This window comes from Heliorestis acidaminivorans (assembly GCF_008933955.1).
Taxonomy (GTDB): Bacteria; Bacillota; Desulfitobacteriia; order Heliobacteriales; family Heliobacteriaceae; genus Heliorestis; species Heliorestis acidaminivorans.
This window is the reverse complement of the sequence record NZ_WBXO01000014.1, coordinates 16,298-31,098: the sequence shown is the minus strand read 5'-3', so window position 1 is coordinate 31,098 and position 14,801 is coordinate 16,298. Positions and strand designations below refer to the sequence as shown.

Below are 14,801 nucleotides of genomic sequence, written 5' to 3'. Positions count from 1 at the left end.
ACAAAAAAACTGCATTGAGCCGCTAATGCTCAATGCAGTTTTATATTATTTTGCTTGGCCCATTCTCTAGCCATTGCCTCAATTTTTGCATCTAACTTCTCTGGATCTTCTTCTGTCGTTTTTAGCTCCGGTAAAGGCGCAGGCAACTTCCAAGAATCGGGAGGCCAGACGCCACGACGAATGCCTTCTTTGATTTCTGAAAGGTAGAAAAGAGCCATCTATACAAACCTCCTTGTAGGAAACTAGATTATCAATCATCCCTTTGGCTTTGGCAGTATGGTCCAAAGCTGAAGGACAGAGTACTATTTTTTACAAAATTTGTATAAAGATATATCAATATCAAGAAGCAGTAGCATTAAGTTACTGCTTCTTGATACCATCTACAGTGGTCTGTGGTGAATTACCAGCTACAAAAGATTTACAGCAAGTGGACATGCAAGTGTTGACAGGGGTGGGAGTTAGATTCTGAGACATATTGGCGTCAACATTATCAGGCTGATTAGCACCGAACTGATCGGAAGCAACAAGAATCTCATTAGCTACACATTTGTTTCCTTGCTGCCAGTAATGACAATTATTAACGGTACAATGGATGTGTTGTTGAGTCACTAGAATACCTCCCTAAGTACTTCTTAATTTGGCGGTACAGAATAATCTTCTGTTGTACTGACGGTAGTATTCGACAAGGAGCAAAACTTTAATCATTAGATCCATAAGGAAGAGATTCTAGCCACGATTCAAGAAGAAGACAGCTAAGACTAACAAAGCAATTCCCAGGGCAGTATTCCAGCTTAATTGTTGACCTAGCATAAGATAGCTAAAAAGAGCAATAGAAAGCATGTAAATAGCAATTTGAATCCCCACGACTACAGCAAGAGAGCCAAAAATTGCTTGGCCTTTAGTGAAGGCAATAAAGAGCAAAGTATTAGCAATAAACATAACTGGAAAAGTATATAAATTATACTTACCTACATCTAGCCAGTTAGGATCGATATATTTAGTCTGGAGAGTTACAACCAGGGCAATGAAAAGACTTCCCAAAAGTAACAAGAGCAGAATTTGTCCCAAAACGGCACCACCTTATAACCTCTATAGGCTATCATTATGCCATATTTCGATTTTTAACAAGACTATTTTTTGGGAAATTTCTAAAAAAGGTCCCAAAAACGACTTTATATAAACTGTGGAAAAGGGGATAGCTTACCTGTGGATAATGTGGATAAAGCTGTGGAAAGCTTGAAGTAGCAGGGCTAAAATATGTGGACAAGGGTGTAGATAACTTGTGACTTCTATCGACAACAAACTCTCAAAAGTGAGCGAATATACAAAAATAAAGATACAATTTGACGAAAAAGGGAGACCTCCATGTAAAAATCAATACAAAAGAGGTCCTTTTCCAGTTATGCCATAGGAGCTTTCATGTATTTACTTTCTTCCTCAGATGAGTTTTCCACATAAACAGTTGTAGTTGGGAAAGCAACAGAAACATTGTTTTCTTCTAGAATCTGCATGATTTTTAAGTTAACATCTTGCTTGACAGCTAAAAATTCACCCCAGACAGTTGTTTTGGTGAAAAAGTATAGAAAAATATCAAGGCTACTATCATTGAAGCGGTCAAAAGTAACGAAAATGGTTTCTGGATGTACCTCTTCATGTTCTTGAAGCATCTTTTTAATGTCTTCTACACAGCGTTCCATTTGTTCCCGAGTAGTACTGTATGTTACACCAACATTAAAAGTGATTTGACGCTTACCCATGCGAGACCAGTTCGTTATAGCGTCATTCACTAGTTTAGAGTTAGGTACTGTCACAAGAGCCTGGGAAAAAGTACGTACTTTTGTACTTCGAAAAGTAATTTCTTCCACAGTGCCTTCCACACTAGACGATTTTATCCAATCTCCGATTTTAAAAGTTTTATCTACAATAATTATGATACCGCCGAAGATGTTAGACAGTGTGTCTTGTGCTGCCAAAGCAAAAGCCAAACCGCCAAGACCAAGACCAGCAATTAGACCATCTACCTCATAACCCCACTCCTGAGCAATAATGCTTAAAGCAAACAATATAGTTATAAAACGCAAGATTTTCGACAAAAAAGGAATTAGAATTTCGTCAAACTGAACGTCTAGCTTTCTCTCAAGATTCCTGAATATGCCAGTGTAAATATCGCCGAGGTTGTATACCCCCCAAGCAATTGTAACAATAATAGCTGAACGGAAGAACCGCAAAAGTAAATCTTGATAATTAGGTAATAAAGCTGTATAAGTGAGAGAAACATAAATACCGATAATGACGAAAAAGAACTGTAAAGGCTTTTCGAAAGCAAGCAAGATAGGAGCAACAAAATCAGTTTCAGTCTTTTTAAGTATTCTTAGCATCAACTGGAAAATATAACGAGAGAAGATTTTACGAAATACAAGAAATAAAAAGAAGATTGCTAGAGCTAAGGCAATGTCTTGTAACCAGTAGTTAACCATTTCAACATTGATATAAGAGAAAATATAATCCATAGTAACCCCCTTGTTTTTTCTCCTTTCAGGAATATGTACTCATAATTCTTTTCCTATGTATAGTAACATAAAAATCATTATTCTGCTTACATGGTCAAAGAACTGGACAAGTATTGAAAAAATTCCCATCGAAAAAGGTGAAATAAAACTTAAAAAAATAGCAAATATATGGTATAATGTCTTTCGGTGCCCGATGCGAGAAATGCTTTTTTAAAGAGATAAGGAGGTTGTGGTGAATGTTCAAACGTATCGGTTTGTTTTTGCTAGTAAACTTTCTCGTTTTGCTTACAATCGTAATTATGACTTCCTTGCTGGGCGTTGGAGGATACATCACTGCCTATGGCATTGATTATGGTTCTCTCCTCGTATTTGCAGCTATTGTAGGTTTCTCTGGTTCATTCATTTCTTTGGCTATATCCCGCTGGATGGCTAAAAAGATGATGAACGTACGAGTCCTCAATCCGAATGGGAATCTAACAGCTCAAGAGCATCGTATAGTTCAACTCGTTCATGACATGTCTCGCCAATCTGGGATTACTAAAATGCCAGAAGTAGGTATTTATGATTCTCCAGAAGTAAACGCTTTTGCTACAGGTGCCACCAAAAACAGCTCACTCGTAGCAGTATCTACGGGTTTGTTATCTCGCATGGATGACAACGCTGTTGAAGGTGTTCTCGCTCATGAAGTGGCCCATATTGCCAACGGCGACATGGTAACAATGGCACTAATTCAAGGTGTAGTAAACACCTTTGTTGTTTTCATATCTCGCATCGTCGCTTACTTTGTATCAACCTTAGTGCGTGAAGAGTATGCCGCTATCGCGCACTTCGCCGCTATTATCTTCTTCCAGATCTTCTTCTCCATTCTGGGCAGTATCGCAGTTATGGCCTTCTCACGCTATCGTGAGTTCCATGCCGACCGTGGTGGCGCTACGTTAGCTGGTAAAGAGAAGATGATTCACGCTTTGCAATCTCTAAAGCAAAACGTACAACTTGTTGATACAGACCAGCAAGCACTTCAAACCATGAAAATTAGCGGTGGCTCTAAGAGCTGGACTAAGCTATTCTCCAGTCACCCTGACTTGGACGACCGTATTCGCAGTCTTCAGTCTATGTAAAACAATAAAAAGAATCACCCTGTTAGAGAGCAAAAGCTTCTCTAAAGGGTGATTTTTTTTGTAAAGCTAGAGCTCTACAGGCTTACAAAGGGTCTTGCTCTTTTGTGCTACCCTTCCACATTTCTTACAATAAAATTGAGCATTCGTAACTAGAGCTTTGAATTCCTCAGGCTCTTTTTTTATAAGATCATTTTTTAGTAGCTTACAAAGTGGTTTTTGCTTCTCGCCCATAAAAAATGCCTCCTTCCAAAATTTTTCTCAAATTAATTAAAAACAAATGGAGAGAATTGGAGAACTTTTTGATAAATAAAGAAGGAAGAGATAGTAGAAAAAGCGAATAAATAATGCGTACACATTCTCAAGGTCTTTTTTTCTCCAAGGAGGGAAGAATAGATGAAGACACGGGGATGGCTGGTAGTGTTATTTTTCTTACTAATACCTTTAGTAAGTGGATGCAATTTCCAAACATTAGCCGGAGAGGCTAATTGGACAGAAGAAAAGAAGCAAGTAGAAAAAGAAATCGACCATACGCTACAGAGCCAAGAAGAGATGGAAGAAGAAGTTAATAACGTTGAAACCTTAGAAATCCATGAAACTACTATAGCAGACCAAAGTAAGGAAAAACAAGAGAACCTAGAAACGGTAGAGGAAGAACTTACGGAGGGAAGTCAGAAGGAAGCATTAGAAGAAGAGCCAGTCATTGTAAAGACAGGTGAGCAGGAGGAAGCTTCTTCTACCCAAGAGTCAACAGAAAAAATTACTAATAATGAAGTAACAGAAGGAAAGGATCTAGCACTAGAGAATACAAAATCCACTGAAACATATATTGGAATTATTCAATATTACTATGCCCCTGTTTGTGAAGACTGTACGGCACAATCTAAAGAATTAGAAAAATGGCTTCAAAAGTGGGATGAAAAGTTACAGCAAGTAATCATTGAGAAAATTGATGTAGGACGTACTGATCCTAGGATTGCCAGTGGTGAAATGCAAGTAAAAGGGCTTCCTTTTTTTATTCTAATTGATGATTATGGAAACTTAGCTACTACAGCCTCAGGTGTTTTAACGGTGCAGGATCTTGAACAGTTAATCACACATCTAGAGAAACAATAAACTTATCTTAGCAAATTATGTACAGCACTTGCTGTAGAGGCAAAAAGAGGAACTGAAAATAGCAAAATTAATCGCCCAAGAGGACATAAAGCATGAGTAGAATCACGAAATTTATAGTAGAACACAGAGAGTCATATGATAAAAAAGCAAGGCTCAAAAATAATCAATGATAGCAGGTGCTAGAAAGGACCGTGGCATCCTTTCTCACTGGTTCAAGTCCAGTTCATTGATTGTACGGTACCACCTTCGAAGAATGAAGGTGGTTTTTTCTTGTATTTTTTTAGTAGACATATAAATACTGAAACATTTTAGAAAAATAAAAACATAAATAATATGATTTATCAGAGGAGCACTCTATATACTGGTAGAATAAGAAATTAAATAGATAGAGAAGTTACCAAATGATAGGGGAGTCATCGCATGTTTGAATTTTTTCGAACCAAAAAAGAAGAAGAGAGTGCTCAAAAGCCGTCTGATAAGTTAAAAGAACAAAGAAGCAAAGATGAATTAGTAAGTGCGATGAAAGAATTTCGTCAAGGCGATCTTTCTTTACGAATTCAAGCAGATCAGTTGGAAGAATCATTAAGACCAATGGCGGAAGAGTTAAATGAGATTTTCGACTATACCTCTAAGCTGATCGTATCTTTATCTCTAGATATGACTCACCTTGTCTCTTCAGCGTTACAAGAAGGCAAAGACCTCGATGCACTAGCTGAGCAATTTGAACAGCAATCTATTAATATAGAGCAAATATCAACAGCAACTGAAGAATTGACAGCATCAGTAACTGAAATTGCAGGTTCAGCAACCACAACGTCACAGCAAGGTAATTTAGGTCGTGAAGGTATTGATAAAACTTCAAAATCCATGGAAAAAACAAGCTTAGCTACTAGTAAGGCTCAAGACAGAATGAGCGAGCTTGATGGACAAATGCAAAAACTAGAGCAAGTTACGGCCAAAATCAACGATCTTGTATCTATTGTCAAAGACGTAGCCGATCAGACTAATCTGCTAGCTTTAAATGCTGCTATTGAAGCGGCACGAGCAGGGGAGCATGGACGAGGCTTTAGTATTGTAGCTGATGAAGTTCGTAACCTGTCAGAACAGACACGACAATCGGTAACAGAAATTACTGATCAAGTTACAACGATTCATCAACAAGTAAAAAGAATCGAAGAGAGTATGGAGTCCATGGAGGAATCTTTCTCAGATAGTCTTCGTTCAGCCCAAGATGCCAAAGATAGTGCTCGATCACTTGTGGAAGTCTTTCACATCATTGATTCTGCTACAAGTAATTTGGCCGCTGTAACTGAAGAGCAGTCAGCGGCTTTTGAACAGCTCAGCGCCAGCTTAGAAGAAGTATCTCAGGGCGTGCAAGTAATTAACAAGGATTTACAAGGATGTAACGAAAATCTTTATCAGGTTATAGCAGAAGCCGACAGTGTTCGCCAACGTATTAGTCAGTTGAAAGTACCTTTTAAACCTCAAGAGATAGTAGAACTGGCCATTACAGACCATTTGTTATGGAAATCAAGAGTAGATTACATGCTAAAAGGGATTGTCCACTTAGATGAAAGTAAAGTATCCAATCATAAAGTTTGTCGCCTAGGGAAATGGTACTTTGGACCTGCCCGTCAGATTTTCGAGCAGGTAGAGTCTTATCAAAAACTAGATGAACCTCATCGACTCTTCCACCAAGCTTGTGCTGAAGCAATTAGGTTATATCAAAGTGGTGACAAGTTAGGAGCTAGAAATAAAGTAGAAGAAATTGAAAGCTATTCTAATCAAGTTCAGCAATTGCTAAAACAAATGAAGCAAGCCCTTTAACATGACTTAGTCCTTTTTTTATATTGATAAATCTTAGCTGATTAACCTGAGCTTTATAACTGCTCAGGTGTTTTTTTGCGTGTCCAGCGATCTTTGTCTCGACAATTGTACTTATCCATAGTTTTTATAAAAATCTCGTTTAAGTTGTAACCTTGTCGATTGGCCAAACATATAAGGATAAAAAGCAGATCACCCATCTCCAGCTCCATATCGCCTTCTTCTTCATCGGGCTTTTTCTTTTTAGGACCATACTGATGAGAAACAACTCTAGCCAATTCACCTAATTCTTCGCAAAAACGGATTACTAATGTAGGTGGATCAAAATAACCTTCTTCAAATTGAGAAATATAGTCATCCACTTGCTGTTGTACTTCTTGCATAGTCAAATCTTTCATAAACTTTCATCACCTCTCTTTAACCATAGCGAGGGATAGGAATTTTGTCTAGTCAATACTATTTTGTTGTAAAGCATTTATTTTTCTATCAATAAGGTCCATTAACTTTGAATACAGTAGGAGTATAGCTTTTTTTTCATATGCAAACCTGAATTTGGATATGAACAAGTGTATTTCAATCACTCGATTGCGCATAAGGTAGAACTAACCATCTCTGGTTAGTAGCAGGAGGGAGAGATAGAATGGAGTTTCTAGACAAGCTAGAAGTTTTTCGTCAGCGGGAAAAAGAACTGGCCTGGGAGGGTACTTTTCGCGATTATCTTAACTTAGTAAAAGAAAATCCAGAAATTACTCAGCTATCTCATGCACGAATTTATAACATGATAGTTTCTGAAGGCGTTGAGGAAGTAAATGGCGTGAAACGCTATAAGTTTTTTTCATCAGAAATCTTTGGTCTCGATCGGACCTTAGAAACATTGGTTGAAGAATATTTTCATTCCTCTGCTCGTCGCACAGAAGTTCGAAAAAGAATACTTGTCCTTATGGGACCAGTATCAGGTGGTAAATCAACGATAGTAATGATGCTTAAGCGAGGCTTAGAAAAGTTTAGCCGCGCTAATCTAGGAGCTATCTACTCGATTAAGGGCTGTCCCATGCATGAAGAGCCTTTACACTTGATTCCCAAAGAACTTAGAGCAGAGTTTCAACGTGAATATAACGTCTATATCGAAGGAAACTTATGCCCCCATTGCCGTATGCGTCTCAACACAGAATGGGGTGGAAAAATAGAAGAAGTGCCTGTAGAACGACTATTTATCTCAGAAGAAGATCGAATTGGTATAGGTACTTTCAGTCCTTCTGATCCCAAAAGCCAAGATATTGCAGACTTAACAGGATCTATTGACTTTTCGACTATCTCCGAATTTGGTTCTGAATCAGACCCACGAGCTTATCGCTTCGATGGAGAATTGAATAAAGCCAACAGAGGCATGATGGAATTCCAAGAAATGCTAAAAGCTGACGAAAAATTCCTATGGCATTTGCTTTCTTTGTCGCAAGAAGGTAACTTCAAAGCTGGTCGCTTTGCCTTGATTTCGGCAGACGAATTAATCTGCGCCCATACAAACGAAAATGAATACAAATCCTTTGTATCTAACAAAAAGAATGAAGCTCTGCTATCTAGAATGATCATCGTAAAAGTGCCTTATAACTTAAAAGTAAGCGAAGAAGTAAAGATATACGAAAAACTTATCGCCCAATCTGATTTAAAACATATCCATATAGCCCCTCATGCTTTACGAGCGGCCGCTATATTTTCCGTCCTTTCACGACTGAAAGATTCGAAAAAGCAAGGCATGGACCTGCTGAAAAAAATGCGCCTCTATGACGGCGAAGATGTGGAAGGGTTCAAACAAAAAGATCTTCTTGAACTACAAAACGAAGCGAGCGATGAAGGTATGAGCGGCGTCGATCCACGCTATGTTATTAACAGGCTTTCTTCTGCTTTTATCCGTAAAGACACAGTCTGCATCAATCCCCTAGATGTTCTAAGAGCCTTAAAAGACGGTCTCGATCAGCATCCTTCTATCAGCAAAGAAGAAAAAGAGCGCTACCTGAACTTTATTGCAGCTGCTCGTCGAGAGTACGATGAGCTAGCTAAGAAAGAAGTCCAAAAAGCTTTCGTCTACGCTTACGAAGAGTCGGCACGCACAATTCTTAACAACTACCTAGACAATGTCGAAGCCTTTTGTAATGGTGTCAAGATCAAAGACCCCATTACAGACGAGGAATTAGATCCAGATGAAAAGCTCATGCGCTCCATAGAAGAACAGATAGGTGTCTCCGAAAATGCCAAGAAAGCTTTTCGGGAAGAAATACTAATTCGCCTTTCTAGCTACGCTAGACGTGGGAAAGCTTTTGAATACACTTCTCACGAAAGACTGAAAGAAGCAATTGAGAAAAAGCTTTTCTCAGACCTAAAAGACGTTGTAAAAATCACAACTTCTACTCGTACACCTAACGCCGAGCAATTAAAGAGAATCAATGAAGTTACAGCACGGTTAATGGAAGACCATGACTACTGCCCCGTATGCGCCAATGAATTATTGCGCTACACAGGATCATTGCTCAATCGTTAGGGGGCGAGCTATATTGACAAAAGATTTTATCGTATCACGCGATGACTGGTCTTTACATCGCAAAGGCCAGATCGATCAAGCTCGTCACCAGGAAAAGGTTCGGGAAGCGATTAAAAAGAACTTACCTCACATCATTTCCGAAGAAGCAATTATCATGAGTGATGGTCGCAAAACTGTAAAAGTACCGATTCGCTCTTTGGAAGAATATCGCTTCCGCTATGACTTTAATAAGCAAAAACAAGTAGGTCAGGGAGACGGTAAGACCAAAGTAGGCGATGTATTGCGTCGAGAAGGCACTTCCCCTACGTCAGGTTCAGGCAAAGGTCCTGGTGCAGGCGATCAACCAGGCGTAGACTATTATGAAGCAGAAGTAGATATTGAAGAAATTCAGAAATTGCTTTTTGAAGACTTAAGCTTGCCTAACATGGAAGAAAAGAAAGTACCCGAATTAGAAACTCAGTCGTACCGCTTTAACGAAGTGCGCAAAAAAGGCTTACAAGGTAACATCGATCGCAAACGTACCCTGCTAGAAGCCTTAAAGCGCAACGCTCGACAAGGCAAACCAGGCTTCTTTCCTGTCTTACCTGATGATATGCGCTATAAGACCTGGGAAGTTCATAATGAACGTCACTCTAATGCTGTCGTCATAGCCTTAATGGATACTTCAGGCTCTATGGGCAACTTTGAAAAATATATTGCCCGTTCCTTCTTTTACTGGATGACGCGCTTTCTGCGCACTAAATACCAAGCAGTCCAAATCGTTTTTGTGGCTCATCATACAGAAGCCAAAGAAGTGACTGAAGAAGAGTTTTTTACCAAAGGAGAATCAGGTGGTACTCGATGTTCCTCAGCTTATCAACTGGCCCTTAATATTATCAACGAAAAATTCCCCCCACATGATTACAACATCTATGCTTTTCACTTTTCTGACGGTGACAATCTTTCTAGTGACAACGAAAGCTGTGTTCGCCTTGTCAATCAACTGTTAGAACGCACTAACCTTTTTGGCTACGGTGAGATAGTACGTTCTCACTTCTCTAGTACCTTAATGAACGCTTTTCGCAAAGTACAGGACAAAAAGTTCTCCTCTGTTACTATTCGTGATCGCAGTGAAGTCTACGATGCCTTGAAAACTTTTTTCAAACCAGGAGAAGCAGGTCAAGGCTAGTAGAAACTTCAATAATGATCTTTTTCATTTTGGCATACAATAAGTTCAATTATTTCAATCAATTTTTAAGTTAAGCAACTTTGCAAGGGGAGTGAAAGACCATCTTAGACGCATTCTGGGAATCACGAGGCAAAGAGCGGCAAATGCAAAAAGCCATAGAAGCGGAACAACAGAAATTAAAGGTCTTGATCAATGAAGTACGTGTGCATCGTCGTTTCCTAAAATATTGCAAAGAAAATGGTGTCCCTTTGCCAAAGGCGACGGAAAAGCTGATTCAAGATGAAATTGACAAGTTAGTAAGCAAGAAGAAAATACTCGGATACTCCTAGATAAAAGAAAACCCCTCATCTCCTAAAGTGGAGTGAGGGGTTTTGCTCTGCGTTAAAGTTACATTTTTTGGCGAGTCTCAAGAGTATCCATGAGCATCATAGCCCCTTCAGCACGAGTTACTACTTCTGACGGCCCATAAACTTGCTCATCCCAGACAGGTAGCCCTAGGCCCCAAGCTAAAGCAGCATAGCCTTTGAAATTAGTAGGGAAAGTATCCTGATCTCCAAAGGGAACTTGAAATATCTGCTCTAGCTGAGCTATTTTTTGAAGCGAAAGCAGATCAATCATAGCACGCGTCATGATTTCTCGATCAACTTGATCAGTAAGTGTAACCTCATCTCCTAGAAGACCTCTTTTCTGAGCGCCTTTGAGGAGTTCTTCGTCATTAGCGAGACCTTCGTAACGGTAAGGGTTTTTTACTTTTTCAAGAGCCTGCAGGAGCGAAGCTACTGATAAGGCTTCATCTGGTTTGAATTCATCGCCATAGTCTGTAAAGATCCCTGCTTTTCCAAGCTGACGAATCTCCTTTTCCGCAATATGGCCTTTGATATCTTTGAAGTTTCCATCAAAAGGTTCTTCAATTTCCTTGCCCTGCCAGTCTAGAGGTTTCCCTGTCTTGGCATCGATGATTTCTGAGAAAGGACGCTGAGTAGAACCCTTAGGCTCATAAACAAGGAATAAGCGTTGTTGTGCTAAAGCTGTGAAGGTAGAAAGATAACGGAGCTCAAGAGGGTAGGATTGCAAATAAGCGGAGTGGGCTTCTTCCTGCTTTAGGATACCTTCGGGAGAAGGCAGTTTTGCCGAAGTCCAGTTTAGATTGTACTGCACTATAGTTTGCTCTAGACTGTCAACAACAACTTGAATACCGTTTTCCGGGAAAGGAATATCATGGGCCATGCGCTGGTAGAAGAAGGTATGATAGCGATCTTTAGTGCCAACTACATTAGTAGGTCTTTCTTTGTATTCTACTTGTCGAAAACGTTCCGGCTGGACTTTCTTAAGAAAGTCTTCAGCAATTTTCTGTGATTCTTCCACAGTCTTATTCTGTTCCTCGCCTAGTTCTTTTTCATGATAAATGGTGCGGTAATAGTTTAATACTTCTCCTTTTTCTGCTTGTACAGTGGCACTTATATACTCACCTTTACCATCGGCAGTGATCCAATAAAAATTCCATACATAGCTATTTTCCAAGGGAATAAGACCGGCTTCACGGAGAGTATAAGTACTAGGTAGATCAAACCATTTTTTTAATGCTTCAATTGCCTTATCTTGTGTCAAAAGGTTAGCTTGTTTTTGAATTTTCTCTAGTTCTTGTGGTGTAAGTGTGTAGGAACTCTGATCTTGAGCCATCTCAGGGCCCTTTCTTAGACCTTCATCGAGACCTATCATGCCGGCTCCCTTTTCATAATAATCTTCTGAGGTAGGAAGAAAAGGTTGTCCTGTGATGGCGTCAATTTTGCCGAATGAGGGATGGGTCAAGCGGTATACGAGTTGTACTTCTCCTACCTCACCAGAAGATAGAGGTCTAAAACGTGCAGGTTGTTGATATTGTAATTCCAGCAAGCCTGCTTCAGAGAAAATCTCACGAGCTTTTTGCATAGAGACGGCATCGTTGGCAGAAGGCATTTCTGTTTCTGTCCATGTCAGCTCATAAGACTCTATCCAACCTTTTTCCCCATCTACTGTGATACGCACACCATCATGGCTTACGGGAATTCCTGATTTTAGTCGTTGCCAAGAAAAGTGATAACTCTTTTGATGAGATATTTCCAGCCAAGGAAAAGCATCTTCTTCAGAAGCTTCTAGCTTTAGTTGACTTACATAGTTAGGCGCTACTTTCTGCAGAAATTGAGCCGCTTGTTGCTGTGCTTGTTGCTGTGTTAAAGTGCTTTGGCTTCCTTCTTCATAAGGTGACCAACGATAGATTCTCAGTAATTGGTTACTGTTGCTGTCCATATTAACATGGATAGAGCCTTTACCAGATTCCTGCTGACTCCAGTTAAGAGCCCAGACTTCTCTATTATTACTCTTCTCGAAGCTGTAACTAAATTCACTGTACTCCTCAGGAATTTCTAAGATCTTCTTAGCCGCTTGTATAGCACCTTCAAGAGAATGACTTTGCGACTTTTCAAGATCTATGTCTTCAGATGACGAGGACGCTGACTCTTCTATCATTGTTTGTGCAGGAAGAGCTCTTTCTATAGCTAACGCCGCTCCAGAAGGGGTGATAGAGAGCAAAAGGCCTACTGATACAGAGCAGGCAAGAAAGGAAAAGATTTTTTTTCGCATCTATGATGCCTCCCGCAAATTCAAATTCATTTTTGCTTACTTTAGGAAAGTTTGCCAAGAAATCAAATTATCCTTCTAAGAAAGAAATTGTTTTTGAAATTAATTTCACTAATTAATAGAATCTAGCAGGATATTGCACATAAGCCGTGGAAGATGTTCTTCAAACCATAGAAAAAGATAATGCAAAGCCAAAAGCAGACTAGGGAGTATGAGGGTTTAATTTTAAGTAAATGTGTGGTGGCTATGATGGATCCTGCAATATCAAAAACGAGGATAGAGCTGGATGATATAAACCTAGCTTTGTTAAATATGCTTGGCGGAGCTCTGTTGATCTTGGATCTGCAAGGACGATTTGTTTTTCTTAATGCCATGGCTACGCAGTTATTAGGTTGGTCAACAGAAGAAATATATGGTCATGATATGGAAAAAATTTTTGGTGGCCCCTTAGATTCAACACCTCTGAAAGCTATGCTCACTGCTCAGAAAGATGGTATATCAGAATTCTACAGAGATAGAGATAGTTTTTTTATTCGAAAAGATAGAGAAACCATTTCTGTAGCTTATGTAGTGACACCTCTTTATTGTGAAGAAGAAAGAACTGGTTTGATTGTTCAATTTCGAGATATTAGAGAGGAAAAAGAACAGGCAAACAAATTGCGAGAAGCCAAAGAATTTGCAGAAAGTTCTAATCGAGATAAAAGTAAGTTCTTAGCTATTATGAGTCATGAGATAAGAACTCCTATGAGTGGAATTATTGGCATGACTGATCTTTTACTAGAAAGTTCGTTAAACAAAGAACAGTATGAGTATGCCCAAGCAGTTAGAGACTCCTCAACCATGTTGTTACAAATCATTAATGATATTTTAGATTTTTCCAAAATCGAAGCTTATCATATGCATCTAGAAGATAAAGAATTTGATCTACCTACTTTACTGGAAACGATTATCTACTTGCTTTCTTCTAAAGCCCAGAGGAAAGGTTTGAAGTTAAAAGTAGACATCGATCCTAAAGCGCATCAAGTATTGTGCGGCGACCCCATAAGGCTTCGTCAAATTCTCTTTAACTTGCTGGGTAATGCAATTAAATTTACGAAACATGGTAATGTTATCTTGAGAGTAGAGGTAAAGAAAGAAGCAACAGATAAAAGCGTCATCGGATTTGAAGTTTCTGATACAGGCATGGGGATCAGGAAAGCTCATCAAGACAAAATCTTCCTGCCTTTTTACCAAGCAAATGACGTAGGCAGTCATCATAATGGAACAGGCTTGGGGTTAGCGATCTGTCAGAAGTTAGTCGTCTTAATGGGTGGCACTATTGATGTAGAAAGTGAAGAAGGCCATGGTACGACTTTTAAGTTCGCAATTCCTTTTGGGAAATGTAAAGAGAAAGATAATAGAAAAACAACTGAAAGTATAGAATATGAAGAGTATCTTAGCAAAGAAAAATATCAAGCTTTCCGAGAAAAAAATAAAAAAAGTGCAGATCAGAGCATAAGAATTTTATTAGTCGAAGACAATTTAATTAACCAACGTTTAGTTACCTGTCAGTTGAAAAAACTAGGTTACCAAGTGGACTCTGTGTTCAATGGTCAAGAAGCACTTCAAGCATTGTTGAAGCACCGGTATCACTTAATTCTGATGGACTGCCAAATGCCTGTCATGGATGGATATGAAACAACAAGAAAAATACGTCACTTAGAACAAGGAGAATCACACATCCCCATTATTGCAATTACAGCTCGTGCCATGAACGGTGATCGTGATGAATGTATTGATTCGGGAATGGATGATTATTTAAGTAAACCCTTTAACGTGCAACAACTGAAAGAACGACTCGATAAATGGTTGGCCCTTGAGCAGAGATAAGAAATAAGATGATTGAAATGTTATCGACGATCACATATGATGGATGA

Annotated in this window: 14 protein-coding genes; 7 read left to right on the top strand and 7 right to left on the bottom strand. The window is 39.1% G+C overall.

From position 1 onward, the window contains the following. Nucleotides 1–29: 29 nt before the first annotated feature. The 4 genes from F9B85_RS13330 to F9B85_RS13315 all read right to left on the bottom strand — a co-directional run bounded on the left by F9B85_RS13330 (nt 30) and on the right by F9B85_RS13315 (nt 2,510). Nucleotides 30–218: a hypothetical protein gene (locus tag F9B85_RS13330; RefSeq protein WP_151621721.1), complete on the bottom strand. Its 189-nt coding sequence runs from the start codon at nt 216–218 to the stop codon at nt 30–32. Nucleotides 219–360: 142 nt separating this feature from the next. After that, nucleotides 361–609 (bottom strand): DUF1540 domain-containing protein, encoded by a 249-nt coding sequence (locus tag F9B85_RS13325; protein ID WP_151621720.1) that lies wholly within the window; start codon nt 607–609, stop codon nt 361–363. A gap of 117 nt (nt 610–726) precedes the next feature. Continuing rightward, a complete protein-coding gene (locus tag F9B85_RS13320; RefSeq protein WP_151621719.1) occupies nt 727–1,068 on the bottom strand; it encodes a hypothetical protein in 342 nt (113 codons plus the stop codon). 332 nt (nt 1,069–1,400) lie between these two features. Next, nucleotides 1,401–2,510, bottom strand: a complete 1,110-nt coding sequence (locus tag F9B85_RS13315; RefSeq protein ID WP_151621718.1) for a mechanosensitive ion channel family protein — start codon at nt 2,508–2,510, stop codon at nt 1,401–1,403. 236 nt (nt 2,511–2,746) lie between these two features. Here F9B85_RS13315 and htpX point away from each other — a divergent pair, with 236 nt between their 5' ends. After that, nucleotides 2,747–3,628 (top strand): protease HtpX, encoded by an 882-nt coding sequence (gene htpX, locus F9B85_RS13310; protein ID WP_151621717.1) that lies wholly within the window; start codon nt 2,747–2,749, stop codon nt 3,626–3,628. 66 nt (nt 3,629–3,694) lie between these two features. Here htpX and F9B85_RS14490 read toward each other — a convergent pair whose 3' ends face one another. Next, nucleotides 3,695–3,859 carry a hypothetical protein gene (locus tag F9B85_RS14490; protein ID WP_170270547.1) on the bottom strand — a complete coding sequence of 55 codons (165 nt, stop codon included), beginning with the start codon at nt 3,857–3,859 and terminating at the stop codon, nt 3,695–3,697. Nucleotides 3,860–4,021: 162 nt separating this feature from the next. Here F9B85_RS14490 and F9B85_RS13305 point away from each other — a divergent pair, with 162 nt between their 5' ends. Beyond that, nucleotides 4,022–4,741 carry a thioredoxin domain-containing protein gene (locus F9B85_RS13305; RefSeq protein WP_151621716.1) on the top strand — a complete coding sequence of 240 codons (720 nt, stop codon included), beginning with the start codon at nt 4,022–4,024 and terminating at the stop codon, nt 4,739–4,741. Nucleotides 4,742–5,161: 420 nt separating this feature from the next. Continuing rightward, nucleotides 5,162–6,568 carry a methyl-accepting chemotaxis protein gene (locus F9B85_RS13300; RefSeq protein WP_151621715.1) on the top strand — a complete coding sequence of 469 codons (1,407 nt, stop codon included), beginning with the start codon at nt 5,162–5,164 and terminating at the stop codon, nt 6,566–6,568. A gap of 53 nt (nt 6,569–6,621) precedes the next feature. Here the strand turns inward: F9B85_RS13300 and F9B85_RS13295 are convergent, their stop codons facing one another. Then, complete coding sequence (locus F9B85_RS13295) at nt 6,622–6,963, bottom strand: nucleotide pyrophosphohydrolase (protein WP_151621714.1); 342 nt, start codon at nt 6,961–6,963, stop codon at nt 6,622–6,624. Nucleotides 6,964–7,205: 242 nt separating this feature from the next. Here F9B85_RS13295 and F9B85_RS13290 point away from each other — a divergent pair, with 242 nt between their 5' ends. The 3 genes from F9B85_RS13290 (at nt 7,206) to F9B85_RS13280 (ending at nt 10,598) form a co-directional block, all read left to right on the top strand. Beyond that, the gene (locus F9B85_RS13290; RefSeq protein ID WP_151621713.1) at nt 7,206–9,101 is read left to right on the top strand and encodes a PrkA family serine protein kinase; all 1,896 of its coding nucleotides are present in this window, start codon (nt 7,206–7,208) and stop codon (nt 9,099–9,101) included. 13 nt (nt 9,102–9,114) lie between these two features. Beyond that, nucleotides 9,115–10,269, top strand: coding sequence for a sporulation protein YhbH (gene yhbH, locus F9B85_RS13285; protein WP_243138233.1), 1,155 nt, complete (start codon nt 9,115–9,117; stop codon nt 10,267–10,269). Between the two features lie 143 nt (nt 10,270–10,412). After that, nucleotides 10,413–10,598 (top strand): hypothetical protein, encoded by a 186-nt coding sequence (locus F9B85_RS13280; RefSeq protein ID WP_151621712.1) that lies wholly within the window; start codon nt 10,413–10,415, stop codon nt 10,596–10,598. A 58-nt stretch (nt 10,599–10,656) separates the two neighbouring features. Here the strand turns inward: F9B85_RS13280 and F9B85_RS13275 are convergent, their stop codons facing one another. Then, a complete protein-coding gene (locus F9B85_RS13275; protein WP_151621711.1) occupies nt 10,657–12,888 on the bottom strand; it encodes a YcdB/YcdC domain-containing protein in 2,232 nt (743 codons plus the stop codon). A gap of 243 nt (nt 12,889–13,131) precedes the next feature. Here F9B85_RS13275 and F9B85_RS13270 point away from each other — a divergent pair, with 243 nt between their 5' ends. Then, nucleotides 13,132–14,754, top strand: a complete 1,623-nt coding sequence (locus tag F9B85_RS13270; protein WP_170270545.1) for an ATP-binding protein — start codon at nt 13,132–13,134, stop codon at nt 14,752–14,754. Nucleotides 14,755–14,801: the final 47 nt, after the last annotated feature.

What these genes read in the sequence shown, in the direction of transcription:
- F9B85_RS13330 (WP_151621721.1), bottom strand. Translation starts at nt 218, where the DNA reads ATGGCTCTTTTCTACCTTTCAGAAATCAAAGAAGGCATTCGTCGTGGC.
- F9B85_RS13315 (WP_151621718.1), bottom strand. Translation starts at nt 2,510, where the DNA reads ATGGATTATATTTTCTCTTATATCAATGTTGAAATGGTTAACTACTGG.
- htpX (WP_151621717.1), top strand. Translation starts at nt 2,747, where the DNA reads ATGTTCAAACGTATCGGTTTGTTTTTGCTAGTAAACTTTCTCGTTTTG.
- F9B85_RS14490 (WP_170270547.1), bottom strand. Translation starts at nt 3,859, where the DNA reads ATGGGCGAGAAGCAAAAACCACTTTGTAAGCTACTAAAAAATGATCTT.
- F9B85_RS13305 (WP_151621716.1), top strand. Translation starts at nt 4,022, where the DNA reads ATGAAGACACGGGGATGGCTGGTAGTGTTATTTTTCTTACTAATACCT.
- F9B85_RS13300 (WP_151621715.1), top strand. Translation starts at nt 5,162, where the DNA reads ATGTTTGAATTTTTTCGAACCAAAAAAGAAGAAGAGAGTGCTCAAAAG.
- F9B85_RS13295 (WP_151621714.1), bottom strand. Translation starts at nt 6,963, where the DNA reads ATGAAAGATTTGACTATGCAAGAAGTACAACAGCAAGTGGATGACTAT.
- F9B85_RS13290 (WP_151621713.1), top strand. Translation starts at nt 7,206, where the DNA reads ATGGAGTTTCTAGACAAGCTAGAAGTTTTTCGTCAGCGGGAAAAAGAA.
- F9B85_RS13280 (WP_151621712.1), top strand. Translation starts at nt 10,413, where the DNA reads ATGCAAAAAGCCATAGAAGCGGAACAACAGAAATTAAAGGTCTTGATC.
- F9B85_RS13275 (WP_151621711.1), bottom strand. Translation starts at nt 12,888, where the DNA reads ATGCGAAAAAAAATCTTTTCCTTTCTTGCCTGCTCTGTATCAGTAGGC.
- F9B85_RS13270 (WP_170270545.1), top strand. Translation starts at nt 13,132, where the DNA reads ATGATGGATCCTGCAATATCAAAAACGAGGATAGAGCTGGATGATATA.